This window comes from Bradyrhizobium sp. McL0616 (assembly GCF_049993385.1).
GTDB lineage: Bacteria > Pseudomonadota > Alphaproteobacteria > Rhizobiales > Xanthobacteraceae > Bradyrhizobium.
This window is the reverse complement of record NZ_CP188255.1, coordinates 1055991-1070309: the sequence shown is the minus strand read 5'-3', so window position 1 is coordinate 1070309 and position 14319 is coordinate 1055991. Positions and strand designations below refer to the sequence as shown.

General features: G+C 59.2%; 10 protein-coding genes and 1 tRNA gene. 3 read left to right on the top strand and 8 right to left on the bottom strand.

The genetic code is table 11. The features are described from left to right. Nucleotides 1–250 precede the first annotated feature (250 nt). On the top strand, nt 251–1933 hold the full coding sequence (locus ACPPVR_RS05165) for a Na/Pi cotransporter family protein (RefSeq protein ID WP_426613180.1): 1683 nt from the start codon (nt 251–253) through the stop codon (nt 1931–1933). 24 nt (nt 1934–1957) lie between these two features. Here the strand turns inward: ACPPVR_RS05165 and ppk2 are convergent, their stop codons facing one another. Beyond that, nucleotides 1958–2752, bottom strand: coding sequence for a polyphosphate kinase 2 (gene ppk2, locus ACPPVR_RS05160; protein WP_426613179.1), 795 nt, complete (start codon nt 2750–2752; stop codon nt 1958–1960). Nucleotides 2753–3111: 359 nt separating this feature from the next. On the opposite strand from ppk2, the gene ACPPVR_RS05155 reads away from it, so the two are divergent. Continuing rightward, complete coding sequence (locus ACPPVR_RS05155) at nt 3112–5880, top strand: HAD-IC family P-type ATPase (RefSeq protein ID WP_426613178.1); 2769 nt, start codon at nt 3112–3114, stop codon at nt 5878–5880. A gap of 260 nt (nt 5881–6140) precedes the next feature. Here the strand turns inward: ACPPVR_RS05155 and ACPPVR_RS05150 are convergent, their stop codons facing one another. After that, nucleotides 6141–7373, bottom strand: a complete 1233-nt coding sequence (locus tag ACPPVR_RS05150; RefSeq protein WP_426613177.1) for an acyltransferase family protein — start codon at nt 7371–7373, stop codon at nt 6141–6143. A 255-nt stretch (nt 7374–7628) separates the two neighbouring features. Continuing rightward, nucleotides 7629–8123, bottom strand: a complete 495-nt coding sequence (locus ACPPVR_RS05145) for a hypothetical protein (RefSeq protein ID WP_426613176.1) — start codon at nt 8121–8123, stop codon at nt 7629–7631. Between the two features lie 214 nt (nt 8124–8337). Between ACPPVR_RS05145 and ACPPVR_RS05140 the strand changes: the two genes are divergently transcribed. Further along, nucleotides 8338–9039: a recombinase family protein gene (locus tag ACPPVR_RS05140; RefSeq protein ID WP_426613175.1), complete on the top strand. Its 702-nt coding sequence runs from the start codon at nt 8338–8340 to the stop codon at nt 9037–9039. 472 nt (nt 9040–9511) lie between these two features. Here the strand turns inward: ACPPVR_RS05140 and ACPPVR_RS05135 are convergent, their stop codons facing one another. From ACPPVR_RS05135 to ACPPVR_RS05115, 5 genes are all read right to left on the bottom strand, one after another. Beyond that, complete coding sequence (locus ACPPVR_RS05135; protein WP_426613174.1) at nt 9512–10420, bottom strand: ParB N-terminal domain-containing protein; 909 nt, start codon at nt 10418–10420, stop codon at nt 9512–9514. Between the two features lie 78 nt (nt 10421–10498). Next, entirely contained in the window at nt 10499–11017 is a 519-nt protein-coding gene (locus tag ACPPVR_RS05130; RefSeq protein ID WP_426613173.1) for a hypothetical protein, read from the bottom strand. Then, on the bottom strand, nt 10996–12357 hold the full coding sequence (locus ACPPVR_RS05125) for a DUF6538 domain-containing protein (protein WP_426613172.1): 1362 nt from the start codon (nt 12355–12357) through the stop codon (nt 10996–10998). The genes ACPPVR_RS05130 and ACPPVR_RS05125 overlap by 22 nt, the downstream gene beginning before the upstream one ends. Before the next feature lie 88 nt (nt 12358–12445). Further along, nucleotides 12446–12522: transfer RNA gene (locus ACPPVR_RS05120), tRNA-Arg, on the bottom strand. Between the two features lie 165 nt (nt 12523–12687). Beyond that, nucleotides 12688–14154: an ATP-binding protein gene (locus ACPPVR_RS05115; protein ID WP_426613171.1), complete on the bottom strand. Its 1467-nt coding sequence runs from the start codon at nt 14152–14154 to the stop codon at nt 12688–12690. Nucleotides 14155–14319 lie beyond the last annotated feature (165 nt).

Sequence of the window (14319 nt, the reverse complement as noted above, 5' to 3'; positions counted from 1 at the left end):
AATTAAAAATGATGATTTGCCGTCGCGCGATTTCCTTTGGCGAATCTCCCGATCTGAAAACCGCTCGCGGTGCAACCGGAAAGCCAATGCCAGTCTCCGGCTATTTACTGGAAAGCTCTGCTCGATCGCAGTGCAGCGAGCCGAACAGCGATCGGTTTCAGCCGCAGGAAATATTTATAGATGTACTCTCCTTTGCCTCCTAACATCACCGTCTCGACGAGCCAGACCTCTCACGCTGGGTTAAGTGGTCATGTCGACGGCAATTTCGATCATGGGTGGGGTAGGCCTGTTTCTGCTTGGCATGACCGTCATGACCGACGGGCTCAAGGCGATGGCCGGCTCCGCATTGCGTGAGGTGCTGGGTAAGGCTGCGGCTACACCGCTTCGCGGTGCCTTCTGGGGCGCCATCGCCACCCTGATCGTCCAATCTTCGAGCGCAACGACGATGACAACCATCGGACTCGTCAGTGCCGGCTTACTTACGTTTCCTCAGGGATTGGGCTTGGTCTTTGGCGCGAACGTCGGAACGACAGGCACCGGTTGGCTCGTCGCGCTGATTGGCGTTCGCGTTTCACTGACGGCGGCGGCGCTGCCGATGATCTTTGTTGGCGCACTGGTCAAGCTGCTGGGCAGCGGGCGAATTGCCGGTGCCGGTGCTGCGCTCGCCGGCTTTGCTCTGGTCCTGTTCGGGCTAACGACGTTGCAGCAGGGCATGGGCGGCCTGGCAGAACGATTGAACCCCGCAGACCTTCCAACAGTTCTCGCGGCCCCGGGCGCGGCTTGGTGGTCTGGCATGTTCGGTGTTTTGGCTTTGGTCTTGGTCGGGCTGGTCATGACTGCGGTGATGCAGTCATCCACGGCTTCCATTGCTCTGACCTTATCGGCTCACTATGCGGGAGCAGTAGGACTCGATCAGGCGTGCGCACTCATTATCGGTCAGAACATCGGAACAGCGACAAGTTCGGCAATGGCAGCGATCGGTGCGAGTGCAACCGCCAAGAGATTGGCAGTCGCTTATATCCTGTTCAAGCTGATCGCCGCGGTGATCGCTTTGGTATTGTTCCCGATCGTTACTCCTCTTCTCATCCGCGCGTCAAATACGATCGATGGAGTGACGCTGCTGGCCGGCTATCACACTGCCTACAATATTATCGGGGTTATGGTCCTGCTGCCGGTCATCAACAGTTTCACGCGCTTTGTTGAGCGTATGCTTCCGGATCGAAACCTTGCGCTAACGCGTTGCCTTGATCCATCGGCACTGACTGTTCCGATCGCCGCCGAGGAGGCCGTGCGGCGAACGGTTGCGCGCGCCCTGGAGGCAGTGTGTCAATCGCTCGGCGGGGTTCTCGGGGGAACTGGGCCGCCCGACAAGGCAATGTCGTCGGCGCAAGAGGCAGCTGAAGCGCTAAGCCAGGCGCAAGAATTCATGTGCGAAGTGAGTGGGCCACCGGAATCGCCGGCCGAGCAGCGCAGGCTCACAAGCACCCTGCATGCGTTGGATCATGCGTCCCGCTTGGCCGAGGTCGCCGCCGAAACGGGTACTTGGACTGTACACGATGGAGTAGGACAAGCCGCTCAGCTCAGCGCGGACGCGTTAAAGCGCGCCGCGGAGATTGCGGCGTACGTTGCCGCTGCGCCTGGTGTTCCTCTCGACGGTGAAGGACAGCGAGAGCCATCATCGTCGCAGTCATTGGATATGCAGATCATTAGACCCGCTACCCCAACCCAAAACGCCCTTTTTCACTTGGAGCAATGCGCGAAAGACTTGTGCGCGTTGCAGAAGGATCATCGGGCTTCAACACTGAGCGCGGTCGCCAATGGGTCAATGACAGCGAGCGAGGCTATCGCTCGTGTAGACACGGTGCGGCGCCTCGATGCAATCGCTCATCACGCTTGGCGTTCAGCATCTCAGCTGATGGAAGACGTTAAGTAACCAGAGTGATTTTTGGCGGTGCGGCTAGTATTTTTGTTTCACAAAACGCCTGCCGTTTAGCGTTGCCCGATCGTCATAAGCGCCTTTGGCTGAACGCTTGGGAAGCTTCACTTTGTTTTCTTGCAGCTTCGGATATCGGATCACACCGAGGAGATGATTGATGCAATTCAGCCGAGCTCGACGCTTGTCGTCCGAGGGTACAATATACCAAGGGGCGAACTTCGTATCAGTCGCCGCAAACATGGTGTCGCGGGCCCGAGAATATTCGAACCATCTGCTCCGCGAGTACAGATCGGTCGGGCTCAGCTTCCAATGGCGCAGCGGATCTGTGATGCGAGCCTCGAAACGGCGTTTCTGCTCCTCGTCGCTGACCTCAAGCCAGAACTTGATGAGCAGGATGCCATCGTCGACGGCATACATCTCGAATTCGGGACAGACTTTGAGAAAATGTTCATGTTGCGCCCTCGAACAAAAGCCCAGCACGTATTCAACACCAGCCCGATTGTACCAGCTACGATCGAAAATTACGATTTCACCTGCCGCAGGGAAGTGTTGGATGTAGCGCTGCATGTAGAGCTGAGACTTCTCGCGGTCGGACGGCGCTGGCAGTGCAACTACTCGAAATACACGTGGGCTGACACGCTCGGTGATCACCTTGATGATGCCACCCTTGCCAGCGGCATCGCGCCCCTCAAAGACTACGACAACGCGCAGACCCTTTTTCTTGACCCAGTCCTGCAGTGCGCATAGGTCCACCTGCAGCGCGCGGAGCGCGTTTTCATATTCCTTACGCTCCATCGGCTCATCGCTTACACTCATCGGCCCCCTCCCTTCCCCCGAATTGCTGGACTGCGATACGTGATTGGCCTGATTCAGCTACGGATATTGCGGCTCCAAGTGCGGCTTTACAAGCCGCAACGCAACCACGGCGCCCCTGAAGCCCAAGCGCGCAAACCGCCCAGGAAGCCACTCTAACCCGTGACGGCCGTGCCAGGGGTTACCGCGCCGCAGCATTGTCGTGCTGCATCCGCGCCCCATCGGTTGTGCTTCGTGGCGGCCCTTCATCGTGCCACTTAATCGACCTTTCTGATAAGATTGTTTCGAAACAGGCCTCTGCGATCGACTTAGCGGTCGTTCGGTGGCCACACGACGGATTGAACTGGACTGCCCAAACTCGGATGCGTGATGAAATCGGGATTGCGGCCATGAATCCTCAAGCCAAGACCGGATCACAGATCGACTTAACGCCATGGCATGCCGTTGCAGCGGATGAGATCGTGCGGCGCCTCGATAGCAACCTTCAATCCGGCCTTTCGGCGGCGAATGTTCAGCAACGACTCGAGAAGTATGGTCACAACAGGTTGCCCGAGGGTCGCAAGCAAGGGCCGTTGATGCGGTTCTTGCTGCAGTTCAATAATATCCTCGTCTACGTTTTGCTTGGCGCCGGTTTCGTCAAGATGATGGTCGGTCTGTGGCTCGACGCGTCGATCATTCTGGCTGTGGTTGTCCTCAATGCATTGCTCGGCTTTTTCCAGGAAGGAAAAGCGGAGAAGGCCTTGAACTCGATCCGAAACATGCTGTCTGCGGAAGCTCGAACCTTGCGCGGCGGCGAAACCCGTCTGGTCCCGTCCGAAGATCTGGTCCCGGGCGACATCGTGCTTCTCGAATCCGGCGACAAGATCCCGGCAGATTTGCGCCTCGTGGAGGTGAAAAATCTGCGAACTGAAGAGGCTGCGCTCACTGGCGAGTCGGTCCCCATCGACAAGACCACGGAGCCGGTCGCAGAAAGGGCAACCATCGGAGATCGAGAAGGAATGGCCTTCTCTGGAACGCTGGTCGCATCTGGACGCGGCACCGGCGTGGTTGTCGCGACCGGGGCTGATACGGAATTGGGCCATATCAACCAGATGATGTCTGCCGTCAGCGCGCTCGAAACGCCGCTACTGCGTCAGATCAAAAAATTTGGATATGCTATCACTGCGGTGATCGGCGTGGTGAGCGTTATCGTGTTCGCCTTCGGCAGATGGGTGCGGGAGATGCCCTTTGTGGAGATCTTCCAGGCCGTCGTCAGTATCGCGGTGTCCGTAATTCCGGAAGGCTTGCCAGCTCTTATCACCGTCACGTTGGCAATCGGCGTTCAGCGGATGGCCCAACGCCACGCCATCATCCGTCGCCTCCCGGCGGTCGAGACTCTTGGTTCGGTATCCCGAATTTGCTCTGATAAAACCGGCACCCTCACACTCATGGAGATGATGGTCGTCTCGGCGGTCACGGGTAGAACGACTTACAGTATCACAGGCCAAGGCTACGCTGCAGCGGGGCAGATACTGAAGGATGGGAAGCCCTCTGGCGAAGATCCGGTTTTGACACTCATGGGCCGCGTATCCGTGCTTTGCAACGATGCTGAACTGCTAGAGCAGCAGGGCGTTTGGAAGGTGGAGGGCGATCCGACTGAAGGTGCGTTGTATCCGTTTGCCGCAAAAATCGGGCTTGAGCGGCAGGCCGAGCGGTCTGCGTATCGCCGTATCGATATTATCCCGTTCGAATCCGAACACAAATTCATGGCCACCTTGAACGAGGATATTGCCGGGAAGCAGATGCTCCTGGTCAAGGGGGCCCCGGAAATCATCCTGGAACATTGCGACCGGCAGCAGGCCGAGGAGCCTGCGTCAATCCAGCGCGAATATTGGCTGCGGATGTCGGACATGCTCGCCGCGCAGGGTGAACGCGTGCTGGCCTTGGCATGGCTGGGACAGCCAGTGGTCAAGGCCGGGAGTCTCGGTCCAGCGGATCTACCGACGAACTTGGTTCTGCTCGGGCTGATTGGTTTGCTGGATCCGCCGCGCGAGGAAGCCATCGAAGCCGTCAAGGAGTGCCATGGCGGCGGTATCCGTGTCACGATGATCACCGGCGATCACAAGATTACCGCCGCCGCGATCGCAAAGATGTTGGGCATTGGCGATGGGAAAACTGCAATCACCGGGGCCGAAATCGAGGACATGGATACCGCCACGTTGCAGGAACGCGTCCGTGACGTCGACGTGTTCGCAAGAGCAAGCCCTGAGCACAAGCTCCGTCTCGTGAAGGCGATTCAGGCGAATAAGCAGGTCGTAGCGATGACGGGAGATGGTGTGAACGACGCGCCGGCACTCAAGAAAGCCGACATCGGAGTTGCGATGGGAATCAAGGGGACCGAGGTTACCAAAGAGGCGGCCGAAATGGTGCTTGCCGACGACAACTTCGCCTCTATCACGGCAGCGGTCAAGGAAGGGCGCACGGTCTACAATAACATTGAAAAGGCAATCTTGTTTATGTTGCCGACGAACGTGGCCCAGGCGCTCGTCATCATGACGGCTATTTTCGTCGGCTTCACAGCGCCGATCACAGCGCCTCAGATACTCTGGGTAAATATGGTGACGTCTGTAGCGCTCGGACTCGTCATCTCGTTCGAACCACACGAGCTTGATGTCATGCAACGATCACCACGCGTGGTCGATCTTCCGATACTGGATGCTTTCGGAGTTTGGCGTGTCGTCTTTGTCGGCTTGGCGCTGCTCGCACTTACCTTATGCGCGTTCTTCTGGATGAAGGAAAATAATGCGTCGGATGCGCTTGCTCGGGCCGTTGCCGTGAACGCACTTGTCATCGGTCAAATTTTCTACCTGCTCAATAGCCGCTATAAGGTTGGATCGTCGCTATCCCTGCGGGCGCATCTGGACAACAAGTACTTGCCTCTGGGCATCGGCGCGGTTTTGATCTTGCAGCTTTTGTTTACCTACGCGCCACCACTGCAGGTCCTCTTCGAGACCGAAGCAATGCCACTCCGCATATGGCCTTGGCTCTTATTCGGAGGCTTCGTGTTCTTCCTTGTTGTTGAAGCGGAAAAGCTGATCATTCGGCTCATGCGCTCCTCGCCCGGCGCAACCGTACCCGTCCGAACCGTTTAAAGTCGGGCAAGAACGGGGTACGTGGCGCGCCCGGAACGAGGCGACCGCCGCACACCTTTCGCATTGAAAAATCAACAGAAATCAGCGTAGCTGCGTGCTGTCTCGTACCACCTTGTGTGACCACCGACAAGCTCAGATACGCGAGTAAGGGGAAAGCTCACCATTTCTGACGAGCTTCCCTCACACCACGTCATTGAACGACGTTTTTCAAACTGACGCCGCAGGGTACACAGGTGCCCCGCTCGGCCATCACGGCCAGATCATGACCTCGCTAGCGCTATTGTTGAGGACCGCCACTTCACGGCTGGTTGCTCGATGAGAACGGCTGACAACATGGCCAGTCCAGTCGTTATCGTCAACGAAAGCGCGAGCGAAGGCCAGAAGGGCAAACCATAGCTCGCGATCACTTGCTGTACGGGAAAGGCGAAAAGGTAAATTCCATAAGAAATGTCGAGACGAGGCTGTAGCCATGTTGGCGGCTCGATTTTACCAATAAGGATTGTCGCGAGTGCAAAGGCTGGCAGTAGCGCCACAGCGCTAGTTGAGATGGCTGTAAGAATAGCAATGCTGACCAAGACAATTATTGCCGTCCCTAGCCCGCGATGGCGCTCGACTATGGCGAAGGTAGCACCAGAGATGAAGACGATGGCAAACTTCTGAAAGTAGGCTGTCTCGACCATCTTTGATGTGACGTGAAACCAGATCAGGAAACCCAAGAAAACAGCCAACAGAGCTACCAGTAGAAATCGCGGTCGATATCTGACGACGACCGCGATTATCGCTAGATAGATGTACAGCTTGATTTCGATTGGAAGTGTCCACAGCGAACCATTCATTGCGCTTGGAAACGGGTTCGTTTCAAAAACACCGGGCAACGTGTGGCGGATACCAAATAGAATGGTGGCATTCCTGAAGACAAAGTCAGGAACACGTTCCCAGAATGCCGACCCTGCTGTTGTAAAGAAGGCGCCCACGAGCACGCAAAAAATAGCCAATCCGATCAGCGCTGGATATACCCGACGCGCTCGTCGAACTAGAAAACGCCAGCTTGATTGCCCTCTAAGAAGACTTTGGGCATTTAGGTAGCCACTGATTGCAAAGAAGATATAGACCCCGACGGCACTGGGGCTCGCCGCGCCATAGACAAATGTCTCCGGCACGCCGAGCAAAGCGAACTGGTGAGACCAAAGCACCATCAGCGCTGCCGTCAATCGCAAAAGGTCGAACGAGCCTGCTCGAACAGACATTGTACGAACGATCAGCGTATCATTATCGAGTGCCTGACTTGTCATCCCCTCGCCCCCAGAAACGCAGCGTCTCGGCCGAATGGTTAAAACTTGCTTTTCGCATCGCGAATCCTGCCCGTGCGCCGCGCCTTGGCGTGCAACGTAGCGCTCTGTTTGTTTAGTGGTATAGGCAGAATGCACACGTCCCTGAGACTTGCGCCGTTTTAATTCAAGCCTATTGAGAACGTGCGGTGTTTCCTTGTCCAATCCCGGCAGTGCCAGTTGAGCACAAGCTTATCATCCGCCGTAGCGGTGACGTTGCCTGTGTTAGTTGCGCCTGCCGTGAAACTCTCGCGCACGTACCTCAGTTTGCGTCCCAGCCCGAACATAACGCCCTTCCCCCGCACGTCGCTGACCCATCGCTTGTTGGCTTGAACGCCGGGGTCGCGAGGACGCCAGCTCTGCATTGAACTACCGCTCCCGAAGTCGCTCGGGCTTGTGGGCAGGCCTGCACCGGGCCGCCTAGCCCTGAATCTGATACTGAAGCGACGTGGGAGTTGCGGCTTGGATCACGATTGTCTTGCCCAAAGCGGGCACCGATGATGCTGTTTTCAGGTCAACTAGAATTGGAATTGTCGGCTGGCTCACGCTCGTTTGCGTTGAACCGGCAGGTGGGACGTACAAGGCGCCGTGGCGTGTTTGGACTACATCGCCAGTGCTATTCAGCGTCGTAGCTTCGGATTGTGTGACGACGCCACTGCGCAACAGGACCACCTTGCCATTCTGCATGCCTCCATACTGAATCGTGGTGAACCCCGTTGGGCGTGTGCGTCCGAAAATATCAGCACCGCCCAGCGCATTGGGCATGCTCTCACGCCCTTCTACTCGGAGGATCACGTCGCCTACCCCGGCTGTCAGGCTTTGGCCGACTGGGGTGGCGACGTTCTGCTGCTGCGAGACTTGCGCGCAACCCGCTACGAGCACGCTTAGTAGCGCGCCTAAACTCAGATACTTCATAGTGAGAGCCCCCCGACCCATTCCGGCGTTCGTGCAGTACCTCGCCGCTACACCCTGTATCATCATTGCAACGGTGTTGAACCCGCACAAACGTCTAAGCCATGCAAAATCGAATCGCAGCGATTCCGAACTATGCGTTGTGCCTCTCTTCGTGGCCTCGTACACAAATCCATCTAACGGTCGTTAGACCAGAATGTGTATGGGGCTTTTGGGCATGGCAGCGGGTAAGTTCATCTCGTATCTGCGGGTATCGACCGACAAGCAGGGCCGCTCTGGTCTTGGCATCGAAGCGCAGCGTGAAGCCGTCACAAGCTACCTCAACGGTGGCCGCTGGACGCTCGTGGCTGAGTACGTCGAGACGGAAAGCGGCAAGCGCGCTGATCGCCCGAAGCTGGCTGCGGCGCTATCCCATGCCAAGGCCATTGGTGCCAAGCTGGTGTTCGCCAAGCTCGACCGTCTGACGCGCAACGTGGACCTGCTGCGCTCCCTTGTCGCGAGCGAAGTTGATCTTGTCTTCTGTGATCTGCCGAACGTGCCTCCCGGCCCGATGGGCAAGTTTCTTCTGACACAGATGGCGGCTGTCGCGGAGTTGGAAGCAGGTCTGATCGGCGAGCGCACCAAGAAAGCCCTTGCTGCCGCCAAGGCACGCGGTGTGAAGCTCGGCAATCCCAATGGTGCCCGTGCACTCCGGTGCAAGCAAACAGGTAACGCTGAAGCGGTCGCCTGCATCAAACAGAAGGCTACACGGCGCGCCTTGGACCTCCACGGGATCATTGCGAACTTCAGGCGATCAGGCGTCACAAGCGTCCGCGCCATCGCTGCTGAGCTCAACCAGCAAGGAATCGCGGCACCTCGTGGCGGCCAGTGGCATCCTACGGCCGTCGTGCGGCTCCTGGAGCGGCTGTCCCAAGCGTAAAGCCTCGGCGGCTTGATGCCTGAAAGGCACAATCATGGTCGGGACACCCCGGAACTGCGGTGCTCCACATGCTCGGGGCACGGAGCGTAGCACCCCGACCAACACGCATGGGCCATGGGGCCCCTTTGGCGAATGAGCCTCCTTTGGTCCACCGGACCCTATTTTGGGTCGAAGCCACCGACCGATTTCAAAATTTGCGGCTCAAGGGCCGCCGCTGCCGCCGAGCTTACAGCAGCAGTGTGCGATCAGGCCTCCAATGGCCCCACGATTTGCGCCGCTGCTGAAAGTGGCAGGTATTAGGTCGCGGTGAGCCAAGAGGGGTAGCGTGCTCCTCCCGATTTGTTACGCTTTTGCCATACAAGAAATTGCCGCAATAGGCATCATTTCTCCCATCCGGTCATTTACGATTGGGCGTTTCGGAACCTAATTTGCCTACCCAAATGGGTACAGCAGTGTTTGGGTATGCCGCCCTTCAAAATATGATGTCCGGGTGCTCTGGGTCGTTTTCGTGCGGGTCAAACTCAGGTTCCGGAGCCCATTCCGCCATTAAAGCGTCAGGAAGCGCAGGGTTCAGTTTCGCCAACGCTAGGGCTGTGACGTCCGTGTTCTTGGTGAGCCGTGTCCCAAGCTTGAACCTCAGAATGTCATCGACGAGCTTATCCGCTTCAGCCTCAATCCAGTCTGCGTGCTCATGGTCCTCGCGGCCACCCTTGGCGTTCCAACGTGCTTTTGCCCACGACATGTCCTTGATGTCCTCAGGGCTGTTTCCAAGCTCCGCAAGTTTTTCCAGCGTGGCCCGCATGGTATTCACCGTCCCCTTGCTGGCCCCGGTGTCCTGCATGATGCTCTTGATGCTGTCCTCAGGTTCGCGCTCCCGCACCAAGCGCCAAGCCGCTTCGGTCCGATCCTCCCGCGTCAATGACAGCTGGTCTTTGTTGTTGGAGCGCAAAGCAGCACGTTCGGCTTCCCTTAGGCTCCCTGTGAACACCTGAGCCGGTATCGCTTTCGACCAACCCGCGTTGTCATACGCCGCTAAGCGGTGGTGTCCGTCCAAAACGTAAAAATCTCTTCCTACGGGGAATACGAGGATCGGTGGCATCTCGTCTCCGCGCTGGATCGCACGCGCCAATGTGAGAATGTGGTCATCGCTCGGGATTTGATTGCGCTTCGGCACGCGCCACTGAAATGCCTTCTGGGCGACCTTGATGTGCTCGCGAGCCACCCGAACGGTAGCACCGGCCTCCGTAGGCAACGTCGGTGCTCCTGCGGTCGCAAGCCTTGCCTCCAAGTCTTCAATGGTTTCCCCGGTGTCGTTGGGTCTCCTCACGTTCCCGCGCGTGATGGTTCGGCGCACTCGTTTATTTTTCTTGTTCCGGCTCATTGTTCTTGCTCTTGGCCATCAATCTGATGGGCGTTTCTTGGTGTTCCGGCGAGGCTGCAGTGCCCCACGCCGGTCGTTCTAGGTTGCCTTGGTGCCACGTGTGTCTTTAGGAACCCCCAGTGGCCTGACCCGCGACAGGTCAAGGCCGGGATAGGTGATGCGGTTCACGGCGTCCGACAATCCGGCAGCGCCGAAGCGAGCTAACATCTCAGGCGCGCCGTAGCCCCAGCTCACCGAGGATGCCTGAGCGTGGCCGACCAGAGCTTCCCGCATCTCATGGTCCGCCCTGCCTCTCCGCAGTGCGTCCTTCACGGTGTGCCGGAAGCTGTGGAATACCTTGGCTCTGTTCGTGACCCCGGCAGCGCGCAGATAGCGGCCGAACCACTGAGACCACGCAGGGATGCCAGCGCGGCCCTTGTCGGGAGACACCGAGGGAAACAGCCAAGCAACTGCGCCATCGGCCTTCCGTCGCTCCTCGACATAGCTGAGAAAGCCTAGTCGGATCACTTCGGGATGCACGGGTACAACGCGCTCGGATGCGTCTGTCTTTACGCGCTTTCCCCGTGCCCGTTCGGTCATGAAATAGAGCAACGCCAATCCCGTTTCGACATCTGTCTGCACATTGGCCGCGTGAGGCTTCCCAACTCTGCCTGCCGCGCCCCTGAGAAAAGCGCAAGGACAGGTAGCCAGAAGCCAGCGGCACCATGGGCACCAAGGGGGAAACGATGCTCGATGAACAGCGTCGTGTTGAATAAGAGCTGCAACTCGGCAACATCAAACGACGTGCGCTCCGAACGCTCCTCCGGCAGTCTCAGCTTACTGAAAGGGTCGGACCATTGGACGTCATCGGACACAAGGCCGTTCTCGTTCGCCCAGATGCAGATGGACTGCACGCCGCCGAGCTGTTTGTTGATAGTGGCTGCGGTGATCCTTGGCTCGTCAGCATGCTCCCGACCCCAAGCGGCCTGAGCTGGAAGCGTGGCGTGCAGCAAGTCGCCCGTGCGGTGGCGCGGTACGTCCTGAAGCGCCTTACGATAGTCCAGTGCATGCTTCTTCTTGATCACCGCTACAGACATGTTGCCGTGAAGCTGCACAAACATGTCCACGCTGCGGCTAAACTCGTCCACCGTCCGTTTGGGGCGCGCCCGATGTCGCTTCCAGCCTTCCAGCGCGTCCTTCAGCGTGCCTCCGTCTGCTGTTATTGCGGCAGCACCCGGCAACGCGAGCGGAGGGGCCTCTACTGTAATGCCCTCGTCGCGCTTCCCGATGTCCTCAAGGGCTCGCAGATACGAATGCAGGCACGCGGTGCTCAGCCTGATGTAAGCCGGACTGTGTTGGTCCAGCTCGACGTTGAAGGCCAACATGGCTTCCAACACATGGTCCTGAACAGCGGAGATGTCGCCCATAGCAGCAGCCTCCCGCATCTCCCGCAGGGTATCCAACAGCTCGGCCTTGTTTTCTTCGTATACGCCGCGAGGCATTCCCCGCTGCGGCCATTGCTCCTGTGCGATCAGCGGTTGTTCTACAGCGCCTTCGAGGCGAATGATCTCAGCCTCAATTCGCTTCATCTCATCGCGCCCCCCGAACCGAACACGCTCGTCCCAAGCCAGCGCCTTGGCGTAAACGTACTCAGCCATGCGCTTAATCTCGGTGTCGTTCAGACTGGTGCGCTTGACCGTAGGCACCGTGGTTGCCGCAAGGCTTGCCTTGGCCTTAGCGATGATCCGGTCGAAGTCTGCTAACACCGGCTTGGCCCGTATGTTGGCCTCGCGGAGGTCCTTGGTCCCCAGCGACCGCTTCAGGTGTTTCTGTGCAGCCTTGCCGTTGTTCAGCTCGCGAGCAACCGCCGCCTGAAGGCCGTTGGGCTTCTCTGGCACCGTCTTTCGGGCACAGTATGTCCCGTGTCTGTCTTTGATCACGCCCATCAAAATACGCACGATTAGCACCACCGACTGTGACCACCACACGGCAGCTAAGCGCTTGTATCTGCGTTAGTTATTGATTTCCAATGGGAACTTTTGCGACTGGCGCGCCCGGAACGATTCGAACGTCCGACCCTCAGATTCGTAGTCTGATGCTCTATCCAGCTGAGCTACGGGCGCGTACTTCGCGAACAGCAATGCGGGCAGGGCCCGCACGCAGCCTCCGGACAGCGCCGGAGGGGTGCGAAAGAGCGCTCTGACTAACCGCTCTTGGCCGGATTGGCAAGGTCCGGTTTGGGGAGATTTTGCAGGGAAATGACAGTTTCCGTGTCGGCCGCTGGCCGACTACGCCCGCGCCCGCTCGTTGCGGATGGACAGGAGTTCCACGGGGCGGTCGGGGATGACGATCCGGAAGGTGGCGCCGATGGTGCCTTCGACCAGATGGATGTCGCCGCCATGGGCGCGGACCAGCTCGGCGGCGATGGCCAGGCCAAGGCCGCTGCCGCCGGGGCGGCCCGAGGTCTGGAACGCCTCGAACAGATGCTCCCGGGTCCTCTGGGGCACGCCGGGGCCGGTGTCCGAGACCTCCAGGATGGCGACCGCGCCTTCGCGCTTCCCGGTGATCCGGATCTGCTGCACGCCGCCATCGCCGGTCGCATGGCTTTCCAGCGCCTGGGCGGCGTTGCGGACGAGGTTGAGCAGCACCCGGAACAGCTGGTCGGGATCGGCATCGACCGCGAGCCCGCGCTCGACTGCGGCGACCCAGGCAATCGAGGCGTCGCTGGCGAGACCGGCGGTCTCGCGCACCTCCAGCACGACCGGCTCGATCAGCATCATGCGGCGATCGGGCGCGGCCTCCTGGGCGCGGCCATAGGACAGCGTCGACTGGCAGAAGGCGATGGCCCGCTCGAGCGAGCGCACGAGTTTTGGCGCAAAGCGCTGCACCCGCGGATCGGGCACGCTGGCGAGCTGGTCCGAGAGCAGCTGGGCCGAAGCCAGCAGATTGCGCAGATCGTGGTTGATCTTGGAGACGGCGAGGCCGAGCGCGGCAAGCCGGCTCTTCTGATGCAGCATCGACATCAGATCGCGCTGCATGTCCGACAATTCGCGCTCGGCGACGCCGATTTCGTCGCTGCGCTGGCTTGGAACGATGATACGCGCCGAGCTTTCGGGGTTCTCGTGGAAGCCGACCAGGCTCGCGGTCAGCCGCCGCATCGGCCGCACGAAGAGATAATGGAGCGCGAGGTAGACCAGACCTGCGGTGAGGACGCCGATGATCAGTGCGACCACCACGACGTTGCGGGAGAAGCGATACATCGCCTGCCGCAGCGGCAATTCGTCGGTGACGATCTCGACGAACTGGGCGCTGCCGACACCGGGGCCGACGATGCGGATCGGATGATTGCCGGTCTCCAGCATCATCTGGAACGAGCCGGTGATCGCCTCCCACACGGTCATGTCGCGCAGGTCGACGTCATGCCCGATCGTCGCCGGCAGATTGTCGCTGGCAAGCAGCCGGCGCTGCTGACCCATCTTGATGGCGACCGCGCGCGCATTGATGCTTTTGAGAATCTCGCGTGACAGCGAATCGGGGACCATGCCGAGCGGCGCCGCATCGAGCACCAGCGCCGCCGTGTTGGCCGCCGCGACGCGGTCGTTGAGCCGATTGACCCAGAAATTGGCGATCGCGGGCACATAGAGCAGGCTCGCCGCGATCATCACCAGGGGGACGGTCAGCAGCAGCAACTTGCCGGACAGGCCGAGCCCCGCCGGCCCGCGCGACCGCATGACCGGCGGGTCCGGCTGATCCATGACCCGATCTACATCCTGGGTCGGCTGGAGGTCTGTCGCCACGAAATTCGCCCCTGCTGGCCTTGGCTATTGGAGGATGCGACCCGCACCTAGGGCCGGTCAAATTACGGATCGCTAATCTGCCGAGGTGGGATGTAAGCGCTGATCCGGCTACTCGCCACCTCA

What these genes read in the sequence shown, in the direction of transcription:
- ACPPVR_RS05165 (WP_426613180.1), top strand. Translation starts at nt 251, where the DNA reads ATGTCGACGGCAATTTCGATCATGGGTGGGGTAGGCCTGTTTCTGCTT.
- ACPPVR_RS05140 (WP_426613175.1), top strand. Translation starts at nt 8,338, where the DNA reads ATGGCAGCGGGTAAGTTCATCTCGTATCTGCGGGTATCGACCGACAAG.
- ACPPVR_RS05115 (WP_426613171.1), bottom strand. Translation starts at nt 14,154, where the DNA reads ATGGATCAGCCGGACCCGCCGGTCATGCGGTCGCGCGGGCCGGCGGGG.
- ACPPVR_RS05155 (WP_426613178.1), top strand. Translation starts at nt 3,112, where the DNA reads ATGCGTGATGAAATCGGGATTGCGGCCATGAATCCTCAAGCCAAGACC.
- ppk2 (WP_426613179.1), bottom strand. Translation starts at nt 2,752, where the DNA reads ATGAGTGTAAGCGATGAGCCGATGGAGCGTAAGGAATATGAAAACGCG.
- ACPPVR_RS05135 (WP_426613174.1), bottom strand. Translation starts at nt 10,420, where the DNA reads ATGAGCCGGAACAAGAAAAATAAACGAGTGCGCCGAACCATCACGCGC.
- ACPPVR_RS05145 (WP_426613176.1), bottom strand. Translation starts at nt 8,123, where the DNA reads ATGAAGTATCTGAGTTTAGGCGCGCTACTAAGCGTGCTCGTAGCGGGT.